25 protein-coding genes and 1 tRNA gene are annotated in these 25792 nt (G+C 61.9%); 15 read left to right on the top strand and 11 right to left on the bottom strand.

What is annotated here, in order from left to right; genetic code table 11:
* Positions 1-48: 48 nt before the first annotated feature.
* The 4 genes from ACWPVA_RS14645 to rpmH are packed head-to-tail and all read right to left on the bottom strand — an operon-like array spanning position 49 to position 3377.
* Positions 49-990, bottom strand: a complete 942-nt coding sequence (locus tag ACWPVA_RS14645; RefSeq protein WP_454288376.1) for a DMT family transporter — start codon at positions 988-990, stop codon at positions 49-51.
* Positions 991-1023: 33 nt separating this feature from the next.
* Positions 1024-2826, bottom strand: a complete 1803-nt coding sequence (gene yidC / locus ACWPVA_RS14640) for a membrane protein insertase YidC (protein ID WP_454288375.1) — start codon at positions 2824-2826, stop codon at positions 1024-1026.
* Entirely contained in the window at positions 2823-3212 is a 390-nt protein-coding gene (gene rnpA, locus ACWPVA_RS14635) for a ribonuclease P protein component (RefSeq protein ID WP_454288374.1), read from the bottom strand. Before rnpA ends, yidC begins: the two co-directional genes overlap by 4 nt.
* Before the next feature lie 27 nt (positions 3213-3239).
* Positions 3240-3377, bottom strand: a complete 138-nt coding sequence (rpmH, locus tag ACWPVA_RS14630) for a 50S ribosomal protein L34 (protein WP_115668606.1) — start codon at positions 3375-3377, stop codon at positions 3240-3242.
* 442 nt (positions 3378-3819) lie between these two features.
* Between rpmH and ACWPVA_RS14625 the strand changes: the two genes are divergently transcribed.
* The 3 genes from ACWPVA_RS14625 to ACWPVA_RS14615 all read left to right on the top strand — a co-directional run bounded on the left by ACWPVA_RS14625 (position 3820) and on the right by ACWPVA_RS14615 (position 7747).
* Positions 3820-5838: a methyl-accepting chemotaxis protein gene (locus ACWPVA_RS14625; protein ID WP_454288373.1), complete on the top strand. Its 2019-nt coding sequence runs from the start codon at positions 3820-3822 to the stop codon at positions 5836-5838.
* A gap of 266 nt (positions 5839-6104) precedes the next feature.
* On the top strand, positions 6105-7535 hold the full coding sequence (locus ACWPVA_RS14620) for an ATP-binding protein (RefSeq protein ID WP_454289602.1): 1431 nt from the start codon (positions 6105-6107) through the stop codon (positions 7533-7535).
* 135 nt (positions 7536-7670) lie between these two features.
* Positions 7671-7747, top strand: a tRNA-Arg gene (locus ACWPVA_RS14615).
* A 100-nt stretch (positions 7748-7847) separates the two neighbouring features.
* On the opposite strand, the gene ACWPVA_RS14610 is transcribed toward ACWPVA_RS14615, so the two are convergent.
* Positions 7848-9233 carry a hypothetical protein gene (locus ACWPVA_RS14610; protein ID WP_454288372.1) on the bottom strand — a complete coding sequence of 462 codons (1386 nt, stop codon included), beginning with the start codon at positions 9231-9233 and terminating at the stop codon, positions 7848-7850.
* A gap of 275 nt (positions 9234-9508) precedes the next feature.
* Here ACWPVA_RS14610 and ACWPVA_RS14605 point away from each other — a divergent pair, with 275 nt between their 5' ends.
* Entirely contained in the window at positions 9509-11002 is a 1494-nt protein-coding gene (locus tag ACWPVA_RS14605) for an acetyl-CoA hydrolase/transferase family protein (RefSeq protein WP_454288371.1), read from the top strand.
* Between the two features lie 56 nt (positions 11003-11058).
* On the opposite strand, the gene ACWPVA_RS14600 is transcribed toward ACWPVA_RS14605, so the two are convergent.
* On the bottom strand, positions 11059-11361 hold the full coding sequence (locus ACWPVA_RS14600; RefSeq protein WP_454288370.1) for an ArsR/SmtB family transcription factor: 303 nt from the start codon (positions 11359-11361) through the stop codon (positions 11059-11061).
* 83 nt (positions 11362-11444) lie between these two features.
* Here ACWPVA_RS14600 and trxC point away from each other — a divergent pair, with 83 nt between their 5' ends.
* Together trxC and ACWPVA_RS14590 are read left to right on the top strand one after the other, a co-directional pair.
* Positions 11445-11888, top strand: coding sequence for a thioredoxin TrxC (trxC, locus tag ACWPVA_RS14595; protein WP_454288369.1), 444 nt, complete (start codon positions 11445-11447; stop codon positions 11886-11888).
* Between the two features lie 147 nt (positions 11889-12035).
* On the top strand, positions 12036-13298 hold the full coding sequence (locus ACWPVA_RS14590) for an alpha/beta hydrolase (protein ID WP_454289601.1): 1263 nt from the start codon (positions 12036-12038) through the stop codon (positions 13296-13298).
* 45 nt (positions 13299-13343) lie between these two features.
* Here the strand turns inward: ACWPVA_RS14590 and ACWPVA_RS14585 are convergent, their stop codons facing one another.
* Genes ACWPVA_RS14585 through ACWPVA_RS14570 form a run of 4 tightly spaced genes read right to left on the bottom strand, consistent with a single transcriptional unit; the run spans position 13344 to position 16342 of the window.
* Complete coding sequence (locus tag ACWPVA_RS14585) at positions 13344-13745, bottom strand: hypothetical protein (protein WP_454288368.1); 402 nt, start codon at positions 13743-13745, stop codon at positions 13344-13346.
* Positions 13742-15100: an acetyl-CoA carboxylase biotin carboxylase subunit gene (accC, locus tag ACWPVA_RS14580; RefSeq protein ID WP_454288367.1), complete on the bottom strand. Its 1359-nt coding sequence runs from the start codon at positions 15098-15100 to the stop codon at positions 13742-13744. The genes ACWPVA_RS14585 and accC overlap by 4 nt, the downstream gene beginning before the upstream one ends.
* Before the next feature lie 5 nt (positions 15101-15105).
* Positions 15106-15567, bottom strand: coding sequence for an acetyl-CoA carboxylase biotin carboxyl carrier protein (accB, locus tag ACWPVA_RS14575; protein WP_454288366.1), 462 nt, complete (start codon positions 15565-15567; stop codon positions 15106-15108).
* A 10-nt stretch (positions 15568-15577) separates the two neighbouring features.
* A complete protein-coding gene (locus ACWPVA_RS14570; protein ID WP_454288365.1) occupies positions 15578-16342 on the bottom strand; it encodes a LamB/YcsF family protein in 765 nt (254 codons plus the stop codon).
* 142 nt (positions 16343-16484) lie between these two features.
* On the opposite strand from ACWPVA_RS14570, the gene pxpB reads away from it, so the two are divergent.
* The 9 genes from pxpB (at position 16485) to pyrC (ending at position 25362) form a co-directional block, all read left to right on the top strand.
* The gene (gene pxpB, locus ACWPVA_RS14565) at positions 16485-17150 is read left to right on the top strand and encodes a 5-oxoprolinase subunit PxpB (protein ID WP_454288364.1); all 666 of its coding nucleotides are present in this window, start codon (positions 16485-16487) and stop codon (positions 17148-17150) included.
* Positions 17147-18169: a 5-oxoprolinase subunit C family protein gene (locus ACWPVA_RS14560; protein ID WP_454288363.1), complete on the top strand. Its 1023-nt coding sequence runs from the start codon at positions 17147-17149 to the stop codon at positions 18167-18169. Before pxpB ends, ACWPVA_RS14560 begins: the two co-directional genes overlap by 4 nt.
* Positions 18170-18185: 16 nt before the next feature.
* Complete coding sequence (locus ACWPVA_RS14555) at positions 18186-19226, top strand: 4-hydroxyproline epimerase (protein ID WP_454288362.1); 1041 nt, start codon at positions 18186-18188, stop codon at positions 19224-19226.
* 155 nt (positions 19227-19381) lie between these two features.
* A complete protein-coding gene (locus ACWPVA_RS14550; RefSeq protein ID WP_454288361.1) occupies positions 19382-20104 on the top strand; it encodes a Crp/Fnr family transcriptional regulator in 723 nt (240 codons plus the stop codon).
* A 204-nt stretch (positions 20105-20308) separates the two neighbouring features.
* Positions 20309-20701 (top strand): response regulator, encoded by a 393-nt coding sequence (locus tag ACWPVA_RS14545; RefSeq protein ID WP_454288360.1) that lies wholly within the window; start codon positions 20309-20311, stop codon positions 20699-20701.
* Between the two features lie 27 nt (positions 20702-20728).
* Entirely contained in the window at positions 20729-20917 is a 189-nt protein-coding gene (locus tag ACWPVA_RS14540) for a hypothetical protein (protein WP_454288359.1), read from the top strand.
* Positions 20914-23154 carry an ATP-binding protein gene (locus tag ACWPVA_RS14535; RefSeq protein WP_454288358.1) on the top strand — a complete coding sequence of 747 codons (2241 nt, stop codon included), beginning with the start codon at positions 20914-20916 and terminating at the stop codon, positions 23152-23154. The genes ACWPVA_RS14540 and ACWPVA_RS14535 overlap by 4 nt, the downstream gene beginning before the upstream one ends.
* Positions 23155-23171: 17 nt before the next feature.
* Positions 23172-24257 carry an HD domain-containing phosphohydrolase gene (locus ACWPVA_RS14530; protein ID WP_454288357.1) on the top strand — a complete coding sequence of 362 codons (1086 nt, stop codon included), beginning with the start codon at positions 23172-23174 and terminating at the stop codon, positions 24255-24257.
* A gap of 67 nt (positions 24258-24324) precedes the next feature.
* The gene (gene pyrC / locus ACWPVA_RS14525; protein ID WP_454288356.1) at positions 24325-25362 is read left to right on the top strand and encodes a dihydroorotase; all 1038 of its coding nucleotides are present in this window, start codon (positions 24325-24327) and stop codon (positions 25360-25362) included.
* Positions 25363-25518: 156 nt separating this feature from the next.
* On the opposite strand, the gene ACWPVA_RS14520 is transcribed toward pyrC, so the two are convergent.
* A complete protein-coding gene (locus ACWPVA_RS14520; protein WP_454288355.1) occupies positions 25519-25674 on the bottom strand; it encodes a DUF3096 domain-containing protein in 156 nt (51 codons plus the stop codon).
* Positions 25675-25792 lie beyond the last annotated feature (118 nt).

Raw genomic sequence — 25792 nt, 5'->3', positions numbered from 1 at the left:
GGGTCGCCTTTCGCATGTCCTGTGAAATCCGGGTTTTGACCGGCAAAGTCAAGACGCGGTGGGCACGCGCGGCCCCAGTTCGCGGCGCATATGGCCGATAAGATAGGTGAACAGCGCCACAAGCACGATGCCCCCGCCGATCATCGTCCGGCCCGACGGCACTTCGTGATGCAGGAGAACCATCCACACCGGGGCAAGGATCATCTCCGCCGTACCGAGAAGTGCTGCAAGCGCGGAGGGGATCATGCGCGCGCCGGTCACATACATCGCCATGCCGAGCCCGAGGTTGAGAGCCCCAAAGGCGAACAGTAGCGCCAGATCGGGCGGGCTCACGGCAAAGCTCGTGGTCTGGGTGGCCGCGATCGCCGAGGCGATGAAACAGCCGGTGCTGGCGGCCGGTGTCATGCGGATCTCCGGATGCCGTCGCGTCAGCACGGTCATGCAGGCGAAGATTACCGGGATCGAGGCCGCGAGCCCGAGGCCGACCAGCGAACCGCCTTCGCCGATCGAGGTCGACACCATGATCGCCACGCCGACGATCACGGCGCCGATGGCGCCCCAGGTCACTGCCGTAATCGGTTCGCCGAGCACGATGCGGGCAAGCAGCGCGGCAAACAGCGGGATGGCCGCCATGAACAGCACGACATTGGCAACCGCAGTCATGCTCACGGCCAGCACGAAACAGGTCGATACGGCGGCAAAGCCGACCGCGATCATCAGCCCGGGCCACCCCATCGCCCGGAACAGTCGGATCGTTCCAGCAACCTTGTCCCGGATGAGCATGAAGCTCAAGAGGAAAAGGCCGCCGATCAGGCATCGCCAGAAGACGATGGCCCAGCCATCGCTCATGCCGATGAACCGCTGGATCGCGCCGCCATAGCTCCAGGCCGTGGCTGAGCCGAGTACCAGAGCAATGCCGAGCCAGGGGCGGGCGGGCGGGACGGGAGAGGAACTTGAGACGGCCATCGAAGCTCGCAAGGTCGTGGGCATAAACGAAAGCCCCGGAGACCGGGGCTTTCTGACTTACTTCGTCTGCGTCGGCTTTCGCCGGAACATGCCCTTGATATTGTCGAACAGTTCGATCTTGGCGCCCTGGCGCTTCATGATGATGGACTGCTGTGCAATCGAGAGCGTGTTGTTCCAGGCCCAATAGATGACCAGACCGGCCGGGAAGGTGCCCAGCATGAATGTGAAGATCAGCGGCATCCAGTTGAACAGCATCGCCTGTGTCGGATCGGGCGGGGTCGGATTCATGCGCATCTGCAGCCACATGGTGACACCCATGATGATCGGCCAGACGCCGAGATGCAGGAAAGTCGGACCCTCGAACGGCAGGAGACCGAACAGGTTGACGAAGGTGGTCGGATCGGGTGCGGACAAGTCCTGGATCCAGCCGAAGAACGGCGCATGGCGCATTTCAATGGTGACGTAAATGACCTTATAGAGCGCGAAGAAGACCGGGATCTGCAGCAGCACCGGCCAGCAGCCGGCCACCGGGTTGATCTTCTCGTCCTTGTAGAGCTGCATCATCGCCTGCTGCAGCGCCATCTTGTCGTCGCCGTGTTTGGCCTTCAGCTCCTCCATCTTCGGCTGCATACGCTTCATGTTAGCCATGGAGGCATACTGCTTGCTGGCGAGCGGGAAGAAGATCAGCTTGACCACGATCGTGGTGAGCAGGATGGCGACGCCAAAATTGCCGACTAGACGATAGAAATAGTCCATCATCTTAAACATCGGCTTGGTGATGAAGTAGAACCAGCCCCAGTCGATCATCAGGTCGAACTTCGGGATGGAATAGGCAGCCTCGTAATTGTCGACCACCGGAACCTCCTTGGCACCGGCGAAAACGAGTTGCTTGACCGTGGTGTTCTGGCCCGGTGCGACGCTAATCGCGTCGTTCTTGAAGTCGGCCTGATAGCGCGGCTGTCCGTCTGTGAAGTGCGAGAACCGGCTTTCGAAGGCCAGCGTCTGCTGGGGTACAAGTGCTGCTGCCCAGTATTTGTCGGTGATGCCGAGCCAGCCGCCGGTAGCCTTTGCGCCCGCCAGCGCTTGATCCTCGATGTCGCCGTAGGATTCTTCCGTAAGTCCATTCTCGGCGCCGAGCACACCAAGGAAGCCCTCGTGCAGGACGTAGACGGAGGCGGTCGTGGGCTTGTTGTAGCGGGTGATGCGGCCGTATGGCGCGACCGAAGCGGCGGTCGTCCCATCATTCCTGATCGTGTCCTCGACCGTGAACAGGTAATGCTCGTCAACTGAGATATTGCGAAGGAAGGTGAGGCCTGCCTCGTTGGTGAAGGAAAACGTGACCGGCGTTGTCTGTGTCAGCTTGTCGCCTTCTGCCAACGTCCAGACGGTCGTCGGACCGGGAACAGCACCGGCGTTCTCCCCGGCGATATAACCGAGTTCGGTGAAATAGCCGTCCTTGGTGTCAGCCGGGTTGAAGAGCGTAATGATGGGGCTCGTCGGATCGACGGTCTCGCGATATTCCTTGAGCTTCAGGTCGTCGAACCGAGCGCCGGAGAGATTGATCGAGCCAGTGAGTGCCGGGGTGTCGATCACCACGCGGGTAGATCTGGCGATCGCTTCCTCGCGATTGGTCTCGGCGGTCGCCTGGGCGCTGCCGCCGGGAAGGTTGCCGGAAATCGTGCCGGCCGGAGCGGCGGCATTCGGCTGCGCCTGGGTCGTCTGGGCCTGCTGCGCAAGTCGCGCCTCTTCAGCCACCCGCTGGGCTTCGATCCGGGGACCCATGATGAAATACTGCCAGCCGAGGACGATCAGCACAGACAGGGCAATCGCGATGAAGTAATTGCGGTTGTTTTGCATCATACTTTCCTGGAATTGGTCGCGGGGGACCGTATGTGTTTTGGTCTGGCCTTGATCCGCTCGGCCAATTGCGCGGCAATCCGCGCAAAGGGTGCGTTAAGCACGTCCCTGCGGGCGACAATGACATAGTCGTGTCCGGGCTGCATTGCAAACGCCGCATTCAGTCGTACCGCCTCTTTCAGGCGGCGACGCATGCGGTTGCGCTCGACGGCGTTGCCATGCTTCTTGGTAACGGTAAAACCGACCCTGGGCTCGGTGTCGGGCTGCTGGCGGTCGAGAACCTCGAGGAGGAACAACCCGCCCTTGCGCTTTTCGCCGGCGCGCACGGCAAGAAACTGCGGCCGGCTTTTCAGCCGCCCGACAGTTTGTTTCTTTTCAGTGTCAGTCATTCGCCCGGTCTCGGGCAAACTCGGCCTTTAGGCCGAGAGACGCTTGCGACCGCGAGCGCGGCGGGCAACGAGAACCTTGCGGCCGCCCTTGGTGGCCATACGCGCACGAAAGCCGTGGCGGCGCTTGCGAACAAGCTTGGAAGGTTGAAAGGTACGCTTCGTCATTTATTTAATACCGCGGTGTGCGGCCCTTCTTGGGTTTGCATTTCTGCAAGAGCGTTGGATTGCGCACGGCTTTCCACCCGTCGTTGCGGGTTTTTCGGTCCGGACGTGCGCGGCTTATACGGACGAAGACTCGGCGAGTCAATTACCGCTGAAGATGCGGCTGAAGTCTTATGCGAAGGGCTAGGCGAAAACTAGCATTACGCGATTAACCATCCTCCCCCCTTCCAAGGGTCTTCGGACCTGCAATCGGCCGCTTGCAAGTGGGGGGCGAGGTGTTGTTTTCACGGAAATTGATCCGGAACATTGTCAGAAGCGTGCCTGTCGGGTGCCGAACATGGCGAAGCGATTATATTTTAGCAGATCAAGTATTCGTTAACGAGCCATCGCTAAATTACTCAAAATCAGGGGGAAATAGCTCCCCTATCGCCTGAGGAGCAAGTCCGTGAAAATCAGCGGAAAAATCTATACATTGGTGGCAATTCTTGGCTGCGCGGCAGTCCTCATCGGCACGATGGGGGTTTTCGTAACGACGCAATATGGGGCGAAGTCTCATGAACTGGGTATCGCATCGGAGCGTGTCTATTTCGGTGAGCGCCTGAACCGCCTGGTGACGGCCGTCGTAATGGAGGCCCGTGGAATTTACGGTGCTCCCAGCACCGAGAAGGCCGAGGGTTTTGCCAGCGGGCTGATGAAGAACCTGGATCTGATGGATGAGGTTATCGCCAGATGGAAACCTCTGGTGCCGCAAGAGCAGGCAGCGGACTTTGACGCCATGATGGCGCGCGCGGCGGAGTTCCGCCAGTTCCGTTCCGAAACGGTGCGCCTAGGGCGGGAAGTTGGTCCCCCCGCGGCCAACGAACAGGGCAACAATGAAGGAAATCGCGCCAACCGCAAGGCCTTCCAGGCCGAGATTGACGCCGTGGTCGATGCAGACAAGGCCAGGCTGGCCGAACTGGTCAACTCGCTGGATGCGTTCCGCACCTTGATGCTCTCACTGATCTCCGGCTTCACCGTGGTTGCTGTAGCGGCAGGCGCAGGTCTTGGTATCCATATCGGTGTCAATCACTTGAGCCGGCCGATCCGCAATGTGACCGCGGCGATGAAGAAGGTGGCCGAGGGCGATTTCGGCACCGAAATTCCCTACGAGGGCCGCAGCGACGAGATCGGCGAGATGGCCGCGGCCGTCGAAGTTTTCAAGCGGAACGGCCTTGCCGTGCAGCGGATGAACGCCCAGGAAAGTGCGATGCGTGCAAAGAGCGACGATCTGCAGTCGAGCATGTCGGTCGTTGTCGCTTCGGCCGTGGCCGGGGATTTCGGCCGGCGCATCGACAAGGACTACGAGGACGCCAACCTCAATCAGTTCGCTTCCAACATCAACGCACTGCTAGCCTCGGTCGATCTTGGCATTTCGGAAACCCGCCGGGTTATCGCCAGCCTGTCGGCCGGCGACCTGACGCAGAGCATGAGCGGCGACTTCCGCGGTGCCTTTGGCGAGTTGCAGACCAATGTCAATGCCACGTTTGAGCGCTTGCGCCACACGATGACCGATATCCGTGGCAAGACGGACACCATCAACGGCAACACCGAAGAACTGACGACGGCGACCAACGATCTGGCCAAGCGGACGGAACAACAGGCTGCCGCGCTGGAAGAGACTTCGGCCGCACTCGACGAGATCACCGTTGTCGTGCGCGAATTGAGCGAGCGGGCCCAGGAAGCCAGTCTGATGGTGACCGAAGCCAAGGAAAGTGCAGCCCAGTCGGCGGTCGTCGTCTCCAGTGCGGTCGATGCGATGGGGCGGATCGAACAGGCCTCCCGCGAGATTTCGCAGATCATCAACGTGATTGACGAAATCGCCTTCCAGACGAACTTGCTGGCGCTGAACGCCGGTGTCGAGGCCGCTCGTGCCGGTGATGCAGGCAAGGGCTTTGCCGTCGTCGCCCAGGAAGTGCGCGAACTGGCTCAACGTTCGGCCAATGCGGCCAAGGACATCAAGGCGCTGATCACCAAGTCAGGCGAGGAGGTTTCCGGCGGCGTGAAGCTCGTGCAGCGCACCGGCGAGGCGCTGTCGGAAATCGAGGTTCGCGTTCTCAAGATCAACGATCACATTCATTCGATCGCCGCAGCCTCAAAGGAACAGTCCACGGGACTGGCGGAGGTCGCTACTGCCATGAACCAGATGGACCAGGTGACCCAGCAGAACGCGGCGATGGTTGAGGAAACCTCGGCCTCGACCCACAAACTGTCGGGCGAGGCCAATGGCCTGGCAGCCCTTGTGGCCCAGTTCCGCACCGGTGAGGAGCCACGTTCCCATGCGGCACCCGTCGTCGCACGGCCGACCCAGCACAAGCCTGCACCGTCTCCGGCCCGCCAGATGATGGGATCTGTGGCGAAGGCATTCGGTGGTGGTCGTGCCGCCGCCGCCAAGGTCCAGGAAACGGAAAGCTGGGAAGAGTTCTGATCGACGCCCAAACCGGATTTTGAATGGGCGCCGCGACCCTCGGGTCGCGGCGTTTGTGCTTGGGGCACAGCCTGGCAAGCCTAGGCAGGCATCGACGGCGTCGGAGATGCCATTGGCCATTTCTCTCCCTTCGGCTAATATGGTTGCACTGCAAATTGCCGAACGGACCGGAGAACATCCGATCCTGACCAGGATGACGACGGGAGTGGATGATGGCGCGACTGACCGAAGCCGGTCGGCAAGCCGAAACGAGTGAGCCATCGGTCATGCCGCATCGTCTGCGTGGCCTGTCGGGCAAGCTGTTGTGGCTGACCATGGCATTCGTGATGATCGCCGAAGTGCTGATCTTCGTGCCGTCGGTTGCCTCCATGCGTCTGCGCTGGCTGGAGGATCGACTGAATACGGCCGCGGCCGCCGGTGTCGTGATCGACGGCCTGCAGCCGGCCGAATTGCCGCGCGCGGTGCAGGACGACACGCTGATGGCGACCGGCACCAAGGCAATCGTACTGCGCAAGGACGGCACATCACGGCTGCTTGCGGTTGACGGCATGCCGCCACAGGTGGATGCAAAGTACGACCTTTCCAATGTGCCGGCTCTGCAGGCGATCGGTGACGCCCTCTACACCCTGGCATTTGGCGGCGATCGTATGCTGCGCGTCTATGGGCCCGTCGGCGAGAGCGACATGATCATCGAATTGGTGATGGAGGAGAAAAGCCTGAGGCATGCGATGCTCGCCTATGCGGGCAGCGTCTTCTCCGTGTCACTGCTGATTTCGTTGATCACAGCCTCGCTGATCTACATCGCAATCAACCGCATGATGATCCGGCCGATGCGTCGGCTGACGCGGAGCATGCAGTCCTTTGCCGAGAATCCCGAGGATCCGGCCCGTATCTTGCCATCGGCGCCCGGCGACGACGAGATCGCGCTCGCGGGCCGGCACCTCGCATTGATGCAGGAACAGTTGCAGAAGACCTTGAAACAGCAGCGCAATCTGGCCGACCTGGGGCTCGCCGTGTCGAAGATCAATCACGACATGCGCAACATTCTGGCCTCGGCCCAGTTGATGTCGGACCGTCTCGTCGATGTCGATGACCCCATGGTCAAGGGATTCGCCCCGAAACTGGTGCGCACCATCGACCGCGCGGTCGGCTACACAAACGAAGTGCTTGCCTACGGACAGGCCTCGGAGGCGGAGCCCAGGCGCCGTCGCTTCCGCCTGGCCGAAATTTGCCAGGAAGTGCGCGATATACTCGCGATCGATCCCGACACAGGGATTGATTTCATCGATATGGTCGACGGAGACATCGAGGTCGACGCCGACAGCGAGCAGTTGTTCCGGGTTATTCACAACATCTGCCGCAATGCCGTGCAGGCGTTGGCCAATCACGGCATCGGCGATCCGGCCGCCTTGCGTCGCATCACGCTGTCCGGCCAGCGCATCGGCAGCGTCGTCGCCATTGTGATAGACGACACCGGTCCCGGTCTGCCGCCAAAGGCGCGGGAAAACCTGTTCACTCCCTTCCGCGGCTCGGCCCGCTCCGGCGGCATCGGTCTTGGCCTGGCGATCGCCCGTGAACTCGTGCTCGCGCACGGCGGAACGATCGCCCTTGTGGAGAAGCCGGCGCCAGGCACGCTGTTCCGCATCGAAATTCCCGACCGCCCTGTCGCTCTTGATGATTGGCGGGCTCGCGCCTGACTTGGCCATTGCCGCAATCGACACGGAGCAATCGGATATGACGGCAAAATGACTCTTTTTTCGGAAAGGTGCTTGCAATCCTGCGCGGCACGTTTTAGAGGATCGCCACGCCGCCGACAACAGTCGGACCGGTACGCACCCGTAGCTCAGCTGGATAGAGCACCAGACTACGAATCTGGGGGTCGGACGTTCGAATTGTTCCGGGTGCGCCATTTTTCCTTTGAGTTGATCTAATGTGTTTGTCGCCGCCCGGTGGACTGTTGGCCGTGTCTTCCCATCTTCAGTCAGACGTTGTCCTGGCTCGAGTTCGCCTCACTTGGGGTTATGGGTGAGTTTCACCGTGAACTTCCCGGTGAATCCCTTGGCGCTCTGATCAAAGACGGTATCGACCGCCTTTTCGGTCTTTGTTTTGACGGGAAGCTCGAATTCGAACCCCTGGTCGACCTGTTGCTCGCGAAAGGCGTTGGCGAAGGCCGCCCAGACGATTGGCGCCTTGTCCGTCGTGTCCTTCCGACGATAGGTCTCGCCCTCCTGCGCATAAAAGCGGTCGAGAAAGAGCACCGCTGTGCCTTTGCAGGGATCGAAGTCCATGACCTTGGCCATCACCGGAAAATCCGGGGCTTGCATCGTCTGCGTGCCGTTCTTGTAGGTGTAACTGGCATAGGTTCCCTGTCCCTCGCCGATATACATCAGCTGGAGGAGCTTGTTCTTGCCCGTGGCCAGCGTCGGGATGAGCGAGAACTCGCCCGTGAGAGCCCACACGTGGGCCCCGCCAGACGCATCAAGTGCCAGCGAGAGGTCGAAACGCATCGCCTCCTCGATCTGCCGCAGGATTTCGCTGGGGTCCGCCTGTCCGCTTAGCTTTCCGGATGAGTTGATCACGCGGGTCAGGGTGAAGACCGCATTGACCAGCCGGTAGTCATGCTGGGTCCTGATGTCCTTGAGCATGTCGGGAACGAGCTTGGACAGCCATCCGGCGATCTCGCTGAAGAATTTCTGCTCGATCTCCGAATCTCCGAGAAGCTGGAGCACATTGGCCGCCTTGTGGGCCAGGCCGAGGATCGCCAGGACCTTGTCGCGCTGGCTGCCGTAGGTCTTGATCAGTGTCTGCGCTTTCACCAGCAGCCGATTGGCGAGTTGCGCCTGGTAGCTGTCGCCCGGCACGACGCCGAGCATGGCAAGTTCCCTGCGCACGGTGATCAGCTGTTCGAGAAGGCCCAGCTCGGGGTCGCCGCCCTGCTTCACATAGGACTGGACCAATTGCTCGGTCAGGAGTTCGACGACCGGATCTTCGTTGCATTCAAGCTCGTAGGATGGCGGCGGAACGACGGAAACGTTGCTCTGCTTCAGCAGCGCCCTGATCCGTTCGATGAGCGCGTTCTGGTGCTTCGTCGAGTCCGCGATGCGCTGCTCCAGGGAGCGGTCGTCCCGAACGGGACTGTCGGAGGTGTCGGCGAGTGGAGGGGGCATGAACGGCCCGAAAATATCCGGCGGAGGCTCCGGGTCCGACATCGGATAGGCATCGTCCGGCGTCGGCGGAAACATCTCGTCGAGACCTTCCTCCGTGGATGGAAAGGTACTCGTACCATCCTGCGCCAGGGTCGGCAGCACACCTGCCGCAAGGAGCATCGCCGTGGCGCAGATGAACCTGAGCCATCGTTCCGGCGCGCGTTTTTGACTCTCCAGCAAACGATCCATGAGCGCACTCTCTCGCGACAGGGATATGGGGTCAATCGATTGCTGCGCTATATTCATCTATGCCCGTGCCGGCTTTGATCTGGGGGGTGAGATGATGGTCGGCGTGCTGTCTCCGCGTGTATGGCCAGGTTTCAGCGGTATGCGAAAAACGCATGGCAGATAATTGTGTGATGCGACGGAAGAACGGTTGCGTTTCCGCGCTGGGGGCCTTTAAGCCATGCCTCTGCCCGTCACAACTCGATCGGGCGAAGGCCGTTGTCTCATGAGGATGAATTATGCTGCGTGACCGGATCAGATTTAAGCCGTTGCTCGACAAACTGGTCAGCGCCGAAGACGCCGCAGCCTATATCAAGGACGGCATGACGGTCGGCATGAGCGGGTTCACTCGCGCCGGCGAAGCGAAGGCGGTGCCGCTGGCCTTGGCCGAGCGCGCCAAGACGCATCCGCTGAAGATCACCCTGATGACCGGCGCCTCCCTTGGCAACGATCTCGACAAGACGCTGGCAGAGGCGCATGTGCTGGCGCGCCGCATTCCCTTCCAGTCCGATCCGGGTCTGCGCAAGGCGATCAATGCCGGCGAGGTGATGTTCATCGACCAGCACCTGTCGGAGACGGTCGAGCAGCTGCGCACTCAGCAGATCAAGCCGGTCGATATCGCCATCATCGAGGCGGTCGCCATCACCGAGACCGGCGGCATCGTGCCGACCACCTCGGTCGGCAATTCGGCGAGTTTTGCCATCCTTGCCGACAAGGTCATCATCGAGATCAATATCTCGCAGCCGGCCACGCTGGAGGGGCTGCACGACATCTATATTCCGTCCCGCCGCCCGACCCGGATGCCGATCCCGATCGTCACCCCGGAAAGCCGCATCGGCCTGCCCTTCATCCCGATCCCGCCGGAGAAGATCATCGCCATCGTCGTCTCGGAGAAGCAGGACAGTTCATCCACCATCCTGCCCCCGGATGCCGACACCAATGCCATTGCCGGCCACCTCAGCGATTTCCTGCTGAACGAGGTCAAGCAGGGGCGCCTTGGCTACGAACTGCAGCCGCTGCAAGCCGGCATTGGCACGATCGCCAATGCCGTGCTGCATGGCTTCATCGACACGCCCTTCCACGACCTGAAGATGTATTCGGAGGTCCTGCAGGACTCGACCTTCGAGCTGATCGATTCCGGCAAGATGACCTTTGCGTCTGGCTCGTCGATCACGCTGTCGGCCGAAATGTACAAGAAGGTCCTGCCGCGCCTCTCGGAATACAAGCACAGTCTGATATTGCGCCCGCAGGAGATCAGCAACCATCCGGAAGTGATCCGGCGCCTCGGGCTGATCTGTATCAACACAGCGCTGGAGTTCGACATCTATGGCAATGTCAACTCGACCCATGTCGGCGGCACGCACATGATGAACGGCATCGGCGGCTCGGGCGATTTCGCCCGCAACGCCTTCATGTCGATCTTTGTCACCAAGTCCATCGCCAAGAACGGCGCGATCTCCTCCGTCGTGCCGATGGTCAGTCATGTCGACCATACCGAGCATGATACCGACATCCTGGTGACGGAAGTCGGTCTTGCCGATCTGCGCGGCCTTGCGCCGCGCGAACGGGCGGCGGTGATCATCGCCAATTGCGTCGACAAGGACTATCGCGATCCGTTGCAGGACTATTACGATCGGGCGGTGAAGCGTGGCGGACACACGCCGCATGTGCTTGAGGAGGCGCTCTCCTGGCATGTGAACCTGCGCGAAAAGGGTACGATGCGGCCCGCCTGAGGCGGGTCGGAGCGCCCATGGGCGCCTGTCGGGGATTGGGTTCGCGCCGTAGCAACCTAGACGGCGCAGAAGCTGCCGTAGAGCGCAGTGATGACATTGCGCGCCGGCTCGCTCTCGATACGATACCAGATGGTCTGCCCGTCCCGGCGGCCGGCGATTATCCGGTCCCGTCGTAAGAGTGCCAGATGCTGCGATACCGTCGAGTCGCGAATGCCGAGAAATTCAGCAAGTTGGCCGACCGAACGTTCGCCGTCGATGAGCTGGCAGAGGATGAGCAGCCGATGACGGTTGGCGAGTGCTTTCAGCAACTCGCTCGCGTCGTCCGCGGCATCCTGCATGGAATCGGGGTCAACTTTCATTCTTGCGTATCTACGTTATTCCGAATATATTGTCAAGCCCGCGAACCCGTCTGATGGGGCTTGAAACGGCAGGAATACGCAAGATGCAAGAAGACAAAAAGATCGTTTGTCCGCAGTGTTCTGCCGTCAATCGTCTAGTTGCCAATCGTCCGGCTTCCGAGGCGCGCTGCGGCAAGTGCGGCCATGCGCTGTTCGATGCGCATCCGGCTGATGCCGATGCCGCGTCGTTCGACAGGCATAGGAACCGCAACGACATTCCGGTCCTGGTCGACGTATGGGCGCCCTGGTGCGGGCCTTGCCGGATGATGGCGCCGGCTTTTGCGGCGGCCGCCGGTATTCTGGAGCCTCAGGTGAGGCTGCTCAAGTTGAACTCCGAAAACGAGCCGGAACTTGCTTCCCAACTCGGCATTCGGGGTATCCCGACCATGCTCCTGTACAAGGGCGGCCGTGAAATCGGCCGGGTCTCTGGCGCAATGTCTGCAGACCAGATCGTCGACTGGACGCGCGCGCAACTCGGCTCTGCCTGAGCCTCGATCCCGGGCTCTGGCGCGGAAAGACTGGAAACGGGGCTCCAGGCCCGGTAAGACGCCAGGAGTGGCTGTCATAGTTCTGGCGTTGGAGAAGTCGTGGATCCGAATAGCACCGATACTGCCGGATTGCTGCGGCCCTTGGGCCTGGCCCCGGCGTCTGCGTTCCGCCGCGCCACATTTGTCGTCGGTCTACTGCTTGCTCTCTCGGCTTGTGCCGGCCGGCCGATCGGCGTGATGGAGCCCACCAATCATAGGGCAGACGGCACGGCCAAGGTCGAGCTGATCGCTGCCACGACTCGGGCGCCGGCACTCGACAAGGCGATCCTCTTCACCGGCGAGCGCGGCTCCGGCCTGATGATCGACGCAGTGACGATCTCCATACCGCCTGACGCCAATCGCGAGATCGGCCAGGTCCAGTGGCCGAAGCGCCTACCGGCTGATCCGCAGAAGGAATTCACGACGGTTGCTGTCGATGCGATCGCCGATGAAAAGGAAGGCGAGGCCTGGCTGAAGGGGCATGTGCCCAAGAGTTGGCGCGTGCTGGTCTTCGTACACGGTTTCAACAATCGCTACGAGGAAGCTGTCTATCGCTTCGCCCAGATTGTCCATGATTCCAAGGCAGACGTCGTGCCGGTCGTCTTCACCTGGCCGTCGCGGGGTTCGATCTTCGACTATAATTACGACAAGGAAAGCACCAATTATTCACGCGATGCGCTGGAGGATCTGCTGACGCAGATCGCCCGCAATCCGGCAGTCGGCGAGGTGACCGTGATGGCCCATTCCATGGGCACCTGGCTTGCCGTGGAATCACTGCGCCAGATGGCGATCCGCCATGGCCGGATAGATCCGAAGATCGGCAATGTGATCCTTGCCGCACCCGATCTCGACGTCGACGTTTTCGGTCAGCAATATCAGTCTTTTGCCGGTAAGGGGCCGCACTTCACCCTGTTCGTCTCGCGCGACGACCGGGCCCTCACCTTGTCGAAGCGCATTTCCGGCAATGTCGAGCGCCTCGGCCACATCGATGTGAGCACGGAGCCTTATCGCAGCCAGTTGGAAGCGGCTGGAATTACCGTGCTCGACCTGACCAAATTGAAATCCGGCGATCCGCTCAATCACGGCAAGTTCGCCGAGAGCCCCGAAGTCGTGCGGCTGATCGGCGACCGGCTGGTCGCAGGCCAGGCCGTTACTGAGTCCGCGGTCGGGCTCGGCGAGAGCCTCGGCGCGGTGGCAATCGGTGCCGGCAACACCGTCGGTCACGCAGCGAGCACGGTAATCAGCGCACCGATTTCGATCTTCGATCCAAGGACACGGCGCAACTACGGCAGACAGTGGCTGCTGCTCGGCCATTCCGCCGGCAATACGATCGGCGCTGCCGGGACTGCTCTCGTACCTGACAGGCCCTAGGTGGAGCCCCCATCCAGCTGCGTCGAAAGCCCGCAGATGCGGACGCTAGAATGCGGCCGTGTGGAGCTCGAAAAGCGGTGTGCCGTAGCCCGCGAGAATGCCGTCGTCGGCAAGTTGGTGCGACAGCACGCCGTCTGACGGTGCGACGATCGGGCGCAGCAGGGCGCCTGCCTTGAGATACCCGACGATCTCGCCCTGTTTTACAAGGCGCGGCAGCGGGGCTTCCCTGCCATCCGGTGCCTGTGCTGCTTGGAAAATGCCGATATGCGGCGCCATGACGGTCGCGCCTGCGTGTGGCGGCGGTGCGCGCTGGTGCGCTGGTTGGGCAAGGTCGAACGCCTCGCCCTCGCTTGCGGCGACATGCCGGTTGGCGTCCTCATATTCGAATTCCGCGATGCCATGACGGCGCATCAGTTCGAGGACGGTTTCGATCCACGCGCTGCTCATAACGGTCTCCCGAATCCGTCGGCCATCAGCCGCTCAAGATGATGAATGTCGAAGCCGCCGGCAGAAAAACCTGGTTCGTCGAGCAGCATCAGGTGAAGTGCACGCGACGTCTCCACGCCCTCGATGGTCAGTTCGCCAAGCGCCCGGCGCATGCGGGCGATCGCCGTGTCGCGCGTCGGCCCGTGGGCGATCAGCTTGGCGATCAGCGAATCGTAGTTCGGCGGGATCTCGTAACCGGGATAGAGATGGGTATCGAGCCGTACACCCGGTCCGCCGGGCGCTATGAAACGCGTCACCTTGCCGGGCGACGGCGTGAAGTTGAAGGCGTGCTCGGCATTGATCCGGCACTCAATGGCATGGCCACTGAGGCGCACCTCATCTTGCGCCAGGCCGAGCTTTTCTCCCATGGCGATGCGCAGCTGTTCGCGGACGATGTCCACGCCGGCGACCTCTTCGGTGACCGGATGCTCGACCTGCACCCGGGTGTTCATCTCGATGAAGTAAAACGCGCCGTCCTCGTAGAGGAATTCGAACGTGCCGGCACCGCGATAGCCGATCGCCTGGCACGCCGCCGCGCAGCGCCTTCCGATCGCATCGATGGCGGCCGGATCGATGCCGGGCGGTGGTGTCTCTTCGATCAGTTTCTGGTGCCGTCGCTGGGTGGAGCAGTCGCGCGCGCCAAGATGAACTGCATTGCCGTGATTGTCGGCCAGCACCTGGATCTCGACATGGCGGGGGAATTCGAGAAAACGCTCGACATAAACCTCCGGATTGCCGAAGGCCCGCCCCGCCTCCTCGCGCGCCATCTGGACCGCCCCGAGGAGGGCGTCTGGATCGCGAACGATGCGCATGCCGCGCCCGCCACCGCCGCCAGATGCCTTGACGATCAGCGGATAGCCGGTTTCTACCCCGATCGCGGCAATGCGCACTGTGTCATCCGGCAGGGCGCTGTCGGGTCCGGGAACGCAGGGCACGCCGGCCGCGATCATCGCCCGCTTGGCGGCGACCTTGTCGCCCATCACCCGGATCGCCGCCGACGGCGGGCCGATGAACGTCAATCCGGCCCGTTCGACCATTTCGGCGAAGTTGGCGTTTTCGGAAAGGAAACCGTAGCCCGGATGGATGGCGCCCGCGCCGGTCAGGTGGGCCGCGAGCAGAATTTCGTTATGGTCGAGATAGCTGCGCGCGGCCGGCGCCGGCCCGATGCACAAGGCCTGGTCGGCGAGCACCACATGGCGGAGGTTGCGGTCGGCCTCCGAATGGATGGCGATGGTCTTGAGGCCAAGGTCGCGGCAGGCCCTGAGAATCCTCAAGGCGATCTCTCCGCGATTGGCGATCAGCACGCTGTCGAACATGCGCGTCAGTCCGAGGCAAGCAGGATGAGCGGCGTGCCCGGCGTCACCGGCTCGCCATCCGCGACGAGAATCGAAACGATGCGACCGCTGCGCGTCGCCTCCACGGGGTTGAGCATCTTCATCGCCTCGATTAAGGCAAGCGTCTCGCCTTCCTCGATCAGATCTCCTTCCTGCGCATAGGGCTCCGCGCCGGGCGCAGGCGCGCGGTAGAATGTGCCGGACAGACCGGCAACGATCACAGCTTCGTCGGTATCGGCAATCTCGGGTAGCGCCATCAGCGCGGCGATCTCGGCAGCCGCCATGGCCTCCGGCGTGTCGTGCGGCAACAGGCCGGTCGTCGCTACCCCGGCAATGCGGCCTGCGGTCTTGGCCAGACGGATGCGCATGCCGTTCTCGCTGACCTCCAACTCGTTGAGCGTGGAGTTCTCCAGCATCTGCATCAGTCTCTCGATCGTCGAAAGGTCCATCTCGGCTCCGTCAACGCAGGAAGTTGGCGATGGCGATGCCGTCGGCTTCCAGCGCCGAGCGGATGGTCCGGGCGATGTCGACGGCAGACGGCGTGTCGCTGTGCACGCAGATCGAGTCAATCGGGGTGACGATGACGCGGCCCGTGATCGTCTCGATCGCGCCGTTCCTCACCATGCGCACCACGCGGGCCGCGGCTGTATCCGCATCGTGGATTACGGCGCCGGGCTGGCTGCGATGCACCAGGAAGCCCTCGTCGGTATAGGCCCGGTCGGCGAAGATCTCCGAGCGGCATTCCAGCCCCATCTCGCGCGCCAGGCGCTCCTGGTGGCCAAGCGCGATGGTCAGGCAGACAAGCTTCGCATCGACGGCCTTGATCGCGTTGTTCACGGCCTGCGCCACGCTCTCGTTCTGCTGGGTGAGATTGCCGAGCGCGCCATGCGCCTTTACATGGGTGATCGGGTGCCCGGCATAGGTCGAAAGCGCCTGCGCCGCACCGATCTGATAGGCGACCAGCCGCTCGATCTCGCCGGCGGAAAAGGGAATGTTGCGCCGCCCGAAACCCCAGAGATCGGGGAAGCCCGGATGCGCGCCGACGGCGACGCCCTTCGCCTTGGCGATGGCAAAGGTCGAAGCCATGATCTCGGGGTCGCCCGCATGCATGCCGCAGGCAATATTGGCCGAACTGACGATCGACAGCATCGCATCGTCGTCACCCATGCGGTAGGCGCCGAAGCCTTCGCCCATGTCGGAATTGAGGTCGACGCTGAGTGCCATGCCGCTTACGCTCCTTATGCTTCAGTCTTTCCGGATTGTAGGTCGAGCCAAAGCGAATGCACAATGGCCGGACGAAGAAATGCTTTGGCTCTCCACTGCATTCTGATATATCACAAGGCGGGCGACAACGATGAAGGCGGGCATGCAAGAGCACGGGGGCAAACCGAAGGTGAGCGCGGAAGGGGCGGGGACGCTCCTGTTCGATGTAGCCGGTCCGGTCTTCGATCCTTCGCTGCAGGAACGCATCTGGGTCTTCACCGAAGAGCTGAAGACGCTGCCGGGCGTCCGCGAGGTTGCGCCAGGCATGAACAATTTGATGATCCTGTTCGATCCCCTCCGCCTGGATCCGGACAAGCTTGAAGCTCATCTGCTTTCCGAATGGACGAAGACGGCTGCCGCACCGGCTGCCGGCCGTCTGGTCGAGATCCCTGTCGTCTACGGCAATGACGGAAGTGATTTGTCCGATGTCGCCAAAGAAAAGGGCCTGACGGTAGAACGCCTGGTCGCGATGCACGCCGCGCCCGTCTATTCGGTCGCGGCCGTCGGGGCCATGCCCGGTTTCGTCTATCTTTCCGGACTCGATCCTATGCTCGCGCTGCCGCGGCGGGCCGTGCCGCGCATGGGGGTTCCGGAAGGCTCGGTCATCATCGGCGGCGCCCAGGCCGGCATCATGCCGCTGACGGCGCCCTCCGGCTGGCACATTCTCGGCCATACCGATTTTCATCTCTTCGATCCGCTGCGCGAACCTCCGGCCGCCCTTCGTGCCGGTGACCGTATCCGTTTCGTCGTCAAGGAGATCCGCGCATGATCGAGATCCTGACGACGGGTGCGGCCAATTCGGTGCAGGATCTCGGCCGCCTCGGCTATCTCGACGCCGGCGTCTCGCGCTCCGGTGCCATGGATGCGCCGGCGCTGGAACTCGCCAACCGTCTGGTCGGCAATGATGCGAACGCGGCCGCCATCGAGGTGGCGATCTTTCCCTTTCGTCTGCGCTTCGATCGCGCGGCGCTGGTGGCCGTGACCGGCGCCGATGTGCTGATGACCGTGAACGGCATTCGCTATCCGTCCTGGTGGGCGCTGCCCGTGCGTTCCGGCGACATACTCGAACTCGGCCTGCCAGGTCGCGGCGCGCGGGCCTATGTCGCCATCGCCGGTGGTCTGATCGTTCCCGCCGTGCTCGGCTCGGCGTCCACCGACCTGAAGAGCCGTTGGGGCGGGCTCGAGGGCAGGGGCCTACGCCGGGGCGACCGGCTGGAGACAGGCTTTGCGCCTGCGACGGTCGCCGGTCTGCCTGCGGGCTTCGGGCTCGACCCCAAGGAGATTGGACGAGATACAGCCGACATGGAGGAGTCTCCCATTCGCGTATTGCCGGGCGCCGAATACGATGCCTTCGATCAGGCCGCGATCAATGATTTGGAAGCTGCCGCCTGGCAGGTCACCGAGGATGCCAACCGCCAGGGCTACCGCCTGTCCGGCCCCGAATTGAAGCTCCGGGAAAAACTCGAACTGCATTCGCACGGCATCATGCCCGGCACCGTTCAGGTGCCGCCGTCTGGCCAGCCGATCATCCAGCTGGCCGAGGCCAATACCTGCGGCGGTTATCCGAAGATCGCCCATGTGATCGAGGCTGATCTCTGGCGGCTTGGCCAGGCCCCGGTCGGCAGCCGCCTGCGTTTTGTCCGGGTGAGCCGGAAGGAGGCGGTTGAGGCCCTCGGCTCGCAGCGCGCCATCATCGACCGCGCCGCCGCCTTCGCCGCGCTCGCCCGCAAGGATACGGCAAACCTTGAACTTCTGACGGCGCTGTCGCGCCGTGACACGAATCCCTGACGGACGGAGCAATACCATGAGATGGAAGCGGACCCTGCAGATGATCGACGTCCATTGCGAGGGCGAGATCGGCAAGGTGGCGGTCGGCGGCGTGCCGAAGATCCCCGGCGAGACGATTGCCGAACAACTGCACTGGCTGAACAACGACCCGAAGGGCCAGGAACTGCGCCGCTTTCTCGTGCTCGAGCCGCGCGGCGCGCCGATCGGCTCCGTCAACCTCCTCCTGCCGGCCAAGAATCCGAAAGCCGATGCCGGCTTCGTCATTCTCCAGCCGGACCAGGCCCATGCCAGTTCCGGATCGAACTCGATCTGCGTGACGACGGCCCTGCTCGAAAGCGGCATCGTGGAAATGACCGAACCGGAAACCACGGTCGTCCTCGACACCGCGGCCGGCCTCGTGACGGCGACAGCGACCTGCCGGGACGGTCGCTGCGAGCGGGTCAAACTCACCATGGTGCCGTCCTTCGTGCATGAGTTGGACGTCAGTCTCGAGACCGAGCTGTGGGGTCGCATCACCTTCGACCTCAGCTACGGTGGCATCTTCTATGCGCTGGTCGATGTGGGCCAGATCGGGCTTACGATCGACAAGGCCAATGCCCGTGGGCTGGTCGAGGCGGGCATGATCCTGAAGGAGGAGATCAACCGACGCATTCCCGTCGTCCATCCGGAAATCCCCGCGATCTCCGGCGTCGCCTATGTCATGTTCCGCGATGTCGATCCCGACGGCGCGATCCGCACCTGCACGACGATGTGGCCGGGCCGCGTTGATCGCTCGCCCTGCGGCACCGGCAATTCGGCCAATCTTGCGACACTTCATGCGCGCGGCAAGGTCAAGGTCGGCGACGTGCTGAAATCGCGTTCGATCATCGGTTCGGAGTTCGAGGTGGGTCTCAAGGAAGTGACCGAGGTTGCTGGTCGCCCCGCCGTCATCCCGACGATCAGCGGCCGTGGCTTCACCTTCGGTCTGCATCAGGTGGCGCTCGATCCGTTCGACCCGCTGGCGGACGGTTTTGCCCTGACCGATGTTTGGGGCCCTTCGGCGGGGTCCATTGGATAATGAGCTCGTCTCGAGCGGTGTAAATTAACCTCCTGGTAATACTTCGACAGATTCCTGGTCTGGTGCGGCTTGCGTCGCCAATGGTTAGAGGCATAAGAAGCAATCGTATTCACTTCGCCCTCGCCGCTGCAAAAACAAGAAAAGTGGAAGTTCAATTGACTGTCGCAACCGTATTGCCAAATAACGCGCAATGTCTTTCCACGCTGCGTGGTACCGCGATATTTGCCAGCCTGACTGTCGCAGAAGAGAATGAACTGCTTTCGCGTTGCCTTACCAGAAATCTATGCGCCGGTGAAACCCTGGTCGACTTCGAGGATCGCTCGAATGACGTCTTCGTCGTGCAGAGCGGAGAGATCCGCGCGGTGCTGCGCTTCACCGTCGGCAAAGAGGCTATCCTGGGCACCTTTCGCCGAGGCGATCTTCTTGGTGAACTGTCGGCGATCGATGGCCTGGCCCGTTCGGCGAGCCTGATGGCGGTCAGCGACACCGCGGTCACCATCATCCCCTATGCCGTTTTCCATGACGTCCTACTGGCGCGTCGCGAAGTGTGCCTGGCGCTGATGCAGGTTCTGTCGCGACGCATCCGTTCGATGAACGAGCGTGTCGCAGAGCTCTCCTTTCTCGACACCAAACACCGCCTATACAATGCTTTGTTGCGTCTCTCGCGAGTGCGCGCCGATGGCGGTCGCGAGCGGATCATCTCGCCGCCGCTCGTCCATGCCGAACTCGCCGAGCATATCGGATCCAGCCGCGAAACGGTATCGCGAGAGATGTCGCGCCTGATCCGCGAGCAGGTGATCGAGCGGACCAGTCGCGCCATCATATTGAAGAATCCCGTCGAGCTATCCCGTCGCATTTCCCGCGCACTTGAGGGGTGATCGACCAGCCATCAAGGGAGCCGACGGGGGCCAGCCCACCGGCAGCCGGTCTGTGAAACACAATCTATTGGGTATCGCTAAATAATTAAGACCGACCTAAGGCTGCGATCGGTAAAATTGAACCGAAATGGTTCAATCTATCTCAGGCTCGCCTTGCTAGAAAACGCTCCAAGAGAGACGGTTTGCGGGCAAGGGAATTCGGGCATGGCCATTCTGATCGTAGAAGACAATCCGACCAATGCGATGATTCTGAAGCACCTCGCCAAGAAGGTGACTGATGATGAAATCGTGATCGAGGCGGATGCCGGAAAGGCTCTGACGATTTGCCACAACAGACTCTTCGCCATGCTAATCGTCGACCACGTGCTTCCCGGAATGAGCGGCCTTCAATTCGTCAAGGCGATCCGCATGATGGCACGCTATGACGACATCCCCGTTGTCATGGTTACGGCCGACCAGGAACCTGGCCTGCGTGAAGCTGCCCGGGAAAGTGGCGTGACAGACTTTCTCACCAAACCGGTAGAGGCTGTGGCCTTTCGCTCGCTGCTTTCGTCCTGTCTGCGACATGGTACTAGCCCTGCGACCATGGCCGGCTGAGATAGACACGACTTGACGGTTGCACGCATGAAATCCTTGTTCGCCATCCTCTTCACCGCAGCGCTCACCGCTGGCCTGGTTGTTGCGCTCGACGTACCGGAAGCCCCGGCACAGTCGATGCTCGCCCGTCCCATCGACCAGGATTGTCTGCGTCGCGGCGAGAAGGATTGTGAATGTTCGGTCTGGCAGATCGAGGAAATGGAGGTCGTAGGGTGACACGGGTCCGCAGAACCGGCGACATCATGCGCAAGGCGGGGAGCACCACCCTGATCCTGCAGATCCTGTCAGCCGTGCTTCTGCTCGTGATGATTGGGCTCTTCGTCGATATCTCACGCCAATTCCGCTTCCTCCAGGACGGTGTCCGCGAGAACGCCGTGTGGTCGGTCTACCAGCTGGATCGCGAGGCGCGCGCCCTCGGCGACGGCCTTGCCGAACTGCGCCGTCAACCGTCCAGCAAGGCGCTGCGTGATGATCTCACCCTCCGCAACGATATCTTTTTTGAACGCGCTCAGCAGGTGAAGGAATCGCAGTTTAGCGGCTATTTTACCAATGACCCCAGGATTCTCCAACTGCTCCGTGAGATCGAGAAGACAGTCGTCGGCCTCCAGTCAGCCCTCGACGGCGATGCCTTGAGCAGGATGCCGAGCGCCGCCGAACTCGAGGGCGTTGACGTCGCCCTGACGGGTCTGGCGAAGCTGACCGGAGATCTCCTAGTTCAAACCAATAGGCAACTCAATGCCGAAAGGGCCGATGCGCGCACCACCATTCTCGAACTGGAGAGAACTGCGGCCATCATGCTCGCTTTGCTCATGATCTCGGTCGTATTTTTGGTCGTGACTCTGCGCCGGCAGCTGAAGTCGGTGCGCAAGGCGGGACGCGAGCTAGAAGGAATGGCCCGTCGCCTGACGGAAGCCTATGAGGCGGCTGATGCCGGCAACCGCGCCAAGTCGCAGTTTATGGCGACGATGGGCCACGAGATCCGCACGCCGCTCAATGCCATTCTCGGCATGTCGGAACTGCTGGAGTTCTCGGAGCTTCCCGAAGATGCGCTTTCCAGCGTCAAGACCATTCGCTCCTCGGGCGAGGCCCTGCTGGAGGTCATCAACGAGATCCTCGACTACTCCAAGATCGAACATGGCAAGCTGGAACTCGAAGAGCGTGCGGTCGACATTCGCGCGCTGGCCGAAACCACGGTCAGCATCATCCGCGGCCGCGCCGACGACTACGGCAACACGGTCGTTCTCGACATCCCCTATTCCCTCGATGCGCTTTATGTGCGCACCGATCCGACCCGGCTGCGTCAGGTCTTGCTCAACCTCCTGTCCAATGCGGTCAAGTTCACCAGCAAGGGCACGGTGACGCTGCGTCTTCGCGAGTTCTACCGCCACGGCAAGTTGATGCTGCGCTTCGAGGTCGAGGATACCGGCATCGGCATCGACGAAGCGGGGCTGGCCAAGCTGTTCAAGCCGTTCTCGCAGGTCGATGCCTCGATCAGCCGCAAATATGGCGGCACCGGCCTAGGCCTCACCATCTGCAAGCAGATCGTCGAGAAGCTCGGCGGCGAGCTGGGCATGAGCAGCACTGTCGGCGTCGGCAGCATCTTCTGGTTCGAGCTTGCCGTCGTCGCCGTCGGCAAGGACGAGGTCCGCCGCCAGGCGACGGGACAGAACAAGGCGCCGCTGCCGCGTCTGCGCATCCTTCTGGTCGAGGACAATCGCGTCAACCAGTTGGTCGCCACCCGTTTCCTAGACCGGCTCGGGCAGGAAGTCGTCGTCGCGGGCGACGGGGCGCAGGCCGTCTCGATCGCCAAGGAACAGACTTTCGACGTCATCCTGATGGACATGCAGATGCCAGTCATGGACGGCATCGAGGCGACGCGCCGTATCATCGCCGAAGGCGGGCTGTGCTCTGCCACGCCGATCATAGCGATGACGGCCAATGCCTCCGACGACGACCGCCGACGGTGCATCGAGGCAGGAATGGCCGGCTTCGAATCGAAACCGGTAACGATGGAAAGGCTGCGCAACGTGATACATTCGATCGTGAACGTTCCGGTGAACGGGCAGGACCGGGACATGTCGAACGACATCGGCCTGCCGGAACCGATCATCATCGACGACGTGGATTTTCCCCCGCTGGCGATTGAGGGCCTTGATGAGGCGCGTCAGTCCGAACTCGTCGATGCACTGGGCGAGGACGTGTTCCGCGAACTGGTCGAATCCTTCTTCAACGACGCGACCAGCCTGATCCAGGATCTGCATGTCGCGCTGGCCAATCACGACCCCGAGAAGATCGATCGCGCCCTGCACACGATCAAGGGCGCTGCGGTCAATGTCGGCCTGAACGACATTGCCGACCTTGCCCATGCGCTGCGCAGCCATCGTCCGTCGGCCGCCGACGTCGACAAGCTGAGCGGCGAAATCGAAACCCTGAAATTCAAATTGGTAGCTTGAGAGTGAAGGAGGCATCTATGCGTATATTGCTGGTGGATGACAACAGCACCAACCTGAAGCTGTTGACGAAACTCGTCGGCAAGCTGGACAGCTGCGAGGCTCTGGCTTTCGCAAGCCCCGACGCGGTCCTGTCCGCTCTTCCTGAACTCGATTTCGACATCGCGATCATCGACTATCAGATGCCGGTCTACAACGGCGTGGAGCTCTTTACCGAGATCGTGCGCTTCGAGAAATATGCCCAGGTTCCGGTGATCTTCGTCACGGCCGACAAGGACATGACGACACGCATGGCGGCGCTCAACGCCGGTGCCATCGACTTCCTGACGAAGCCGATCAATCCCGTTGAGTTTCAGGTGCGTGTGCAGAACATCGTGTCGCTTGCCCGGGCCCGGCGCCAACTCGCGGACCAGGCCGAATGGCTGCGTCGCGAGGTGGACCGCGCGGTTTTCGAATTGCGCCAGCGCGAACAGGAGATCATCCACCGCCTGACGCTCGCCGCCGGCTATAAGGACCCGGAAACCTCGCGCCACACGCTCAGGGTAGCCGCCTATTCCGAAGCGATCGGGATCGAGGTCGGCCTTCCGGGACAGTTTTGCAGCGACATCCGCCTCGCGGCTCCGATGCACGACATTGGCAAGGTGGCGATGCCGGATACGGTTTTGTTGAAGCAGGGTCGCCTCACCGAGGCCGAGTACCGGCAGATGCAGGCGCATGCGCAGATCGGCAGCGACATCCTCGCCCGCTCGCACTCCTCCCTGCTACAGCTCGCATCGGAAATTGCCGCCAGCCATCACGAGCGGTGGGACGGTCAGGGATATCCGAATCGCCTGGCCGGCGCGGCGATCCCGATCTCGGGCCGCATCGTCTGCATTGCCGACAACTTCGATGCTCTGACGACCGAGCGGCCCTACAAGCCAGCATGGTCGTTCGAACGCACCGTTGAGCACATCGTCGGTCGTGCGGGCACGCAGTTCGATCCGGATTGCGTGGCGGCCTTCGAGCGCGCACTGCCGAAGATCAGGGCAATCATGGAAAACGATCGGCGTGAACAACTTGAGGAAGCGGAAAGGACGCTTGCCGCTCTTTCCGGAAAAGTCGCCTAAAGGCAGGTTTGCCCTACACCGGGAACATGCTATCTCCGGGCAAAGACCCATGCCCCGGAGGTTTGCCATGCGCTCGCTCACCATTCGCCGCCCCGATGACTGGCACCTGCATCTGCGCGATGGCGCGATGCTCGAAGGGGTGATTGGCGATACGAGCCGGCATTTCGCGCGCGCCATCATCATGCCCAACCTCGTGCCGCCCGTCGTCATGACGGCGGACGCGAGCGCCTATCGCGACCGCATCATGGCGGCCCTGCCACAGGGTGATCGCTTCGAGCCGCTGATGACCCTCTATCTCACCGAGGACACGAGCCCAGACGATGTGCAGGAGGGCGCAAAGAGCGGCCTCATCACCGCCGTGAAGCTCTACCCCGCCGGCGCCACGACCAATTCCCATGGCGGCGTGCGCGACATGGCAAAGGCCATGCCCGTGCTGGAGCGCATGGCGAAGATCGGCCTGCCGCTCTGCGTACATGGCGAGGTGACGACGCCCGAAGTCGACATTTTCGACCGTGAGAAGGTCTTCATTGATACCGTGCTCGATCCGCTGCGCCGGCGCCTGCCGGAACTCAAGGTCACGATGGAACATGTGACCACGTCGGACGGAATCGACTATATCCGTTCGGCCGAGCGCAACATTGCCGGCTCGATCACCACCCATCATCTGATCATCAACCGCAATGCCATCCTGGTCGGCGGGATCAAGCCGCATTACTACTGCCTGCCAGTCGCCAAGCGCGAGAGCCATCGCCTGGCGTTGCGCGCTGCCGCCACCTCCGGCGATCGCCGCTTCTTCCTCGGCACCGATTCCGCTCCGCATGTCGATCCCTTGAAGGAATGCGCCTGCGGCTGCGCCGGCATCTACACCTCGATCAACACCATGAGTTGCCTCGCCCATGTCTTCGAGCAGGAAAGCGCGCTCGACAAATTGGAAGCCTTCACTTCGCTGAACGGCCCGGCCTGGTACGGGCTGTCGCCGAATGCCGACACAATCACGTTGGTCAGGCGCGACACGCCGATTTCCTATGCGGCAAAGATCGAGACCGGAGCCGGCCCCGTAACGGTTTTCGATCCGATGTTCGAGATCTTCTGGGAAGTGAGCTGAGGCATTCTTCCCGGTCGACGCACCGGTGTCTGGGTCGCGTACACGCGAAAAAACCAGAGATCCAGAGCCTGCGGAGCCGATCTGGACGGTCGCGACAGGCTTCGGGTCGATCCGCCAGGAATGCCCGGACCCTCGGCCCGGACATTCCTGAATGGATCAAAGCTTGACGCTGCCCAGCAGGTCTGGCCACAGGCCGGTAATGCCGACGATGATCAGATAGATCGCGATCACGTAGTTGAGCAGGCGCGGCATGACCAGGATAAGGATGCCGGCGATCAGTGCGATCAGCGGTTGAATGGCGATAGAGTTCATTTTGGTTTTCCTGTCTTAGCTTGCGGGGGTATTGGTGTCGATGCGTGCCTTGTCGCCGATTACAATAAGGTCCGACATTGTGGCCTGCTGTTGATTTCAGAATGCTGTGCCGCGAACC

Source organism: Rhizobium arsenicireducens, from assembly GCF_964021225.1.
Note: the sequence above shows the minus strand (reverse complement) of the source record. Positions and strands in the feature narration are given on the sequence as shown.

Coding starts and splice junctions, on each gene's coding strand:
- ACWPVA_RS14645 (WP_454288376.1), bottom strand. CDS start 990: ATGCCCACGACCTTGCGAGCTTCGATGGCCGTCTCAAGTTCCTCTCCC.
- yidC (WP_454288375.1), bottom strand. CDS start 2,826: ATGATGCAAAACAACCGCAATTACTTCATCGCGATTGCCCTGTCTGTG.
- rnpA (WP_454288374.1), bottom strand. CDS start 3,212: ATGACTGACACTGAAAAGAAACAAACTGTCGGGCGGCTGAAAAGCCGG.
- rpmH (WP_115668606.1), bottom strand. CDS start 3,377: ATGACGAAGCGTACCTTTCAACCTTCCAAGCTTGTTCGCAAGCGCCGC.
- ACWPVA_RS14620 (WP_454289602.1), top strand. CDS start 6,105: ATGCCGCATCGTCTGCGTGGCCTGTCGGGCAAGCTGTTGTGGCTGACC.
- ACWPVA_RS14610 (WP_454288372.1), bottom strand. CDS start 9,233: ATGGATCGTTTGCTGGAGAGTCAAAAACGCGCGCCGGAACGATGGCTC.
- ACWPVA_RS14605 (WP_454288371.1), top strand. CDS start 9,509: ATGCTGCGTGACCGGATCAGATTTAAGCCGTTGCTCGACAAACTGGTC.
- ACWPVA_RS14600 (WP_454288370.1), bottom strand. CDS start 11,361: ATGAAAGTTGACCCCGATTCCATGCAGGATGCCGCGGACGACGCGAGC.
- trxC (WP_454288369.1), top strand. CDS start 11,445: ATGCAAGAAGACAAAAAGATCGTTTGTCCGCAGTGTTCTGCCGTCAAT.
- ACWPVA_RS14585 (WP_454288368.1), bottom strand. CDS start 13,745: ATGAGCAGCGCGTGGATCGAAACCGTCCTCGAACTGATGCGCCGTCAT.
- accC (WP_454288367.1), bottom strand. CDS start 15,100: ATGTTCGACAGCGTGCTGATCGCCAATCGCGGAGAGATCGCCTTGAGG.
- accB (WP_454288366.1), bottom strand. CDS start 15,567: ATGGACCTTTCGACGATCGAGAGACTGATGCAGATGCTGGAGAACTCC.
- ACWPVA_RS14570 (WP_454288365.1), bottom strand. CDS start 16,342: ATGGCACTCAGCGTCGACCTCAATTCCGACATGGGCGAAGGCTTCGGC.
- pxpB (WP_454288364.1), top strand. CDS start 16,485: ATGCAAGAGCACGGGGGCAAACCGAAGGTGAGCGCGGAAGGGGCGGGG.
- ACWPVA_RS14560 (WP_454288363.1), top strand. CDS start 17,147: ATGATCGAGATCCTGACGACGGGTGCGGCCAATTCGGTGCAGGATCTC.
- ACWPVA_RS14555 (WP_454288362.1), top strand. CDS start 18,186: ATGAGATGGAAGCGGACCCTGCAGATGATCGACGTCCATTGCGAGGGC.
- ACWPVA_RS14545 (WP_454288360.1), top strand. CDS start 20,309: ATGGCCATTCTGATCGTAGAAGACAATCCGACCAATGCGATGATTCTG.
- ACWPVA_RS14540 (WP_454288359.1), top strand. CDS start 20,729: ATGAAATCCTTGTTCGCCATCCTCTTCACCGCAGCGCTCACCGCTGGC.
- ACWPVA_RS14530 (WP_454288357.1), top strand. CDS start 23,172: ATGCGTATATTGCTGGTGGATGACAACAGCACCAACCTGAAGCTGTTG.
- pyrC (WP_454288356.1), top strand. CDS start 24,325: ATGCGCTCGCTCACCATTCGCCGCCCCGATGACTGGCACCTGCATCTG.
- ACWPVA_RS14520 (WP_454288355.1), bottom strand. CDS start 25,674: ATGAACTCTATCGCCATTCAACCGCTGATCGCACTGATCGCCGGCATC.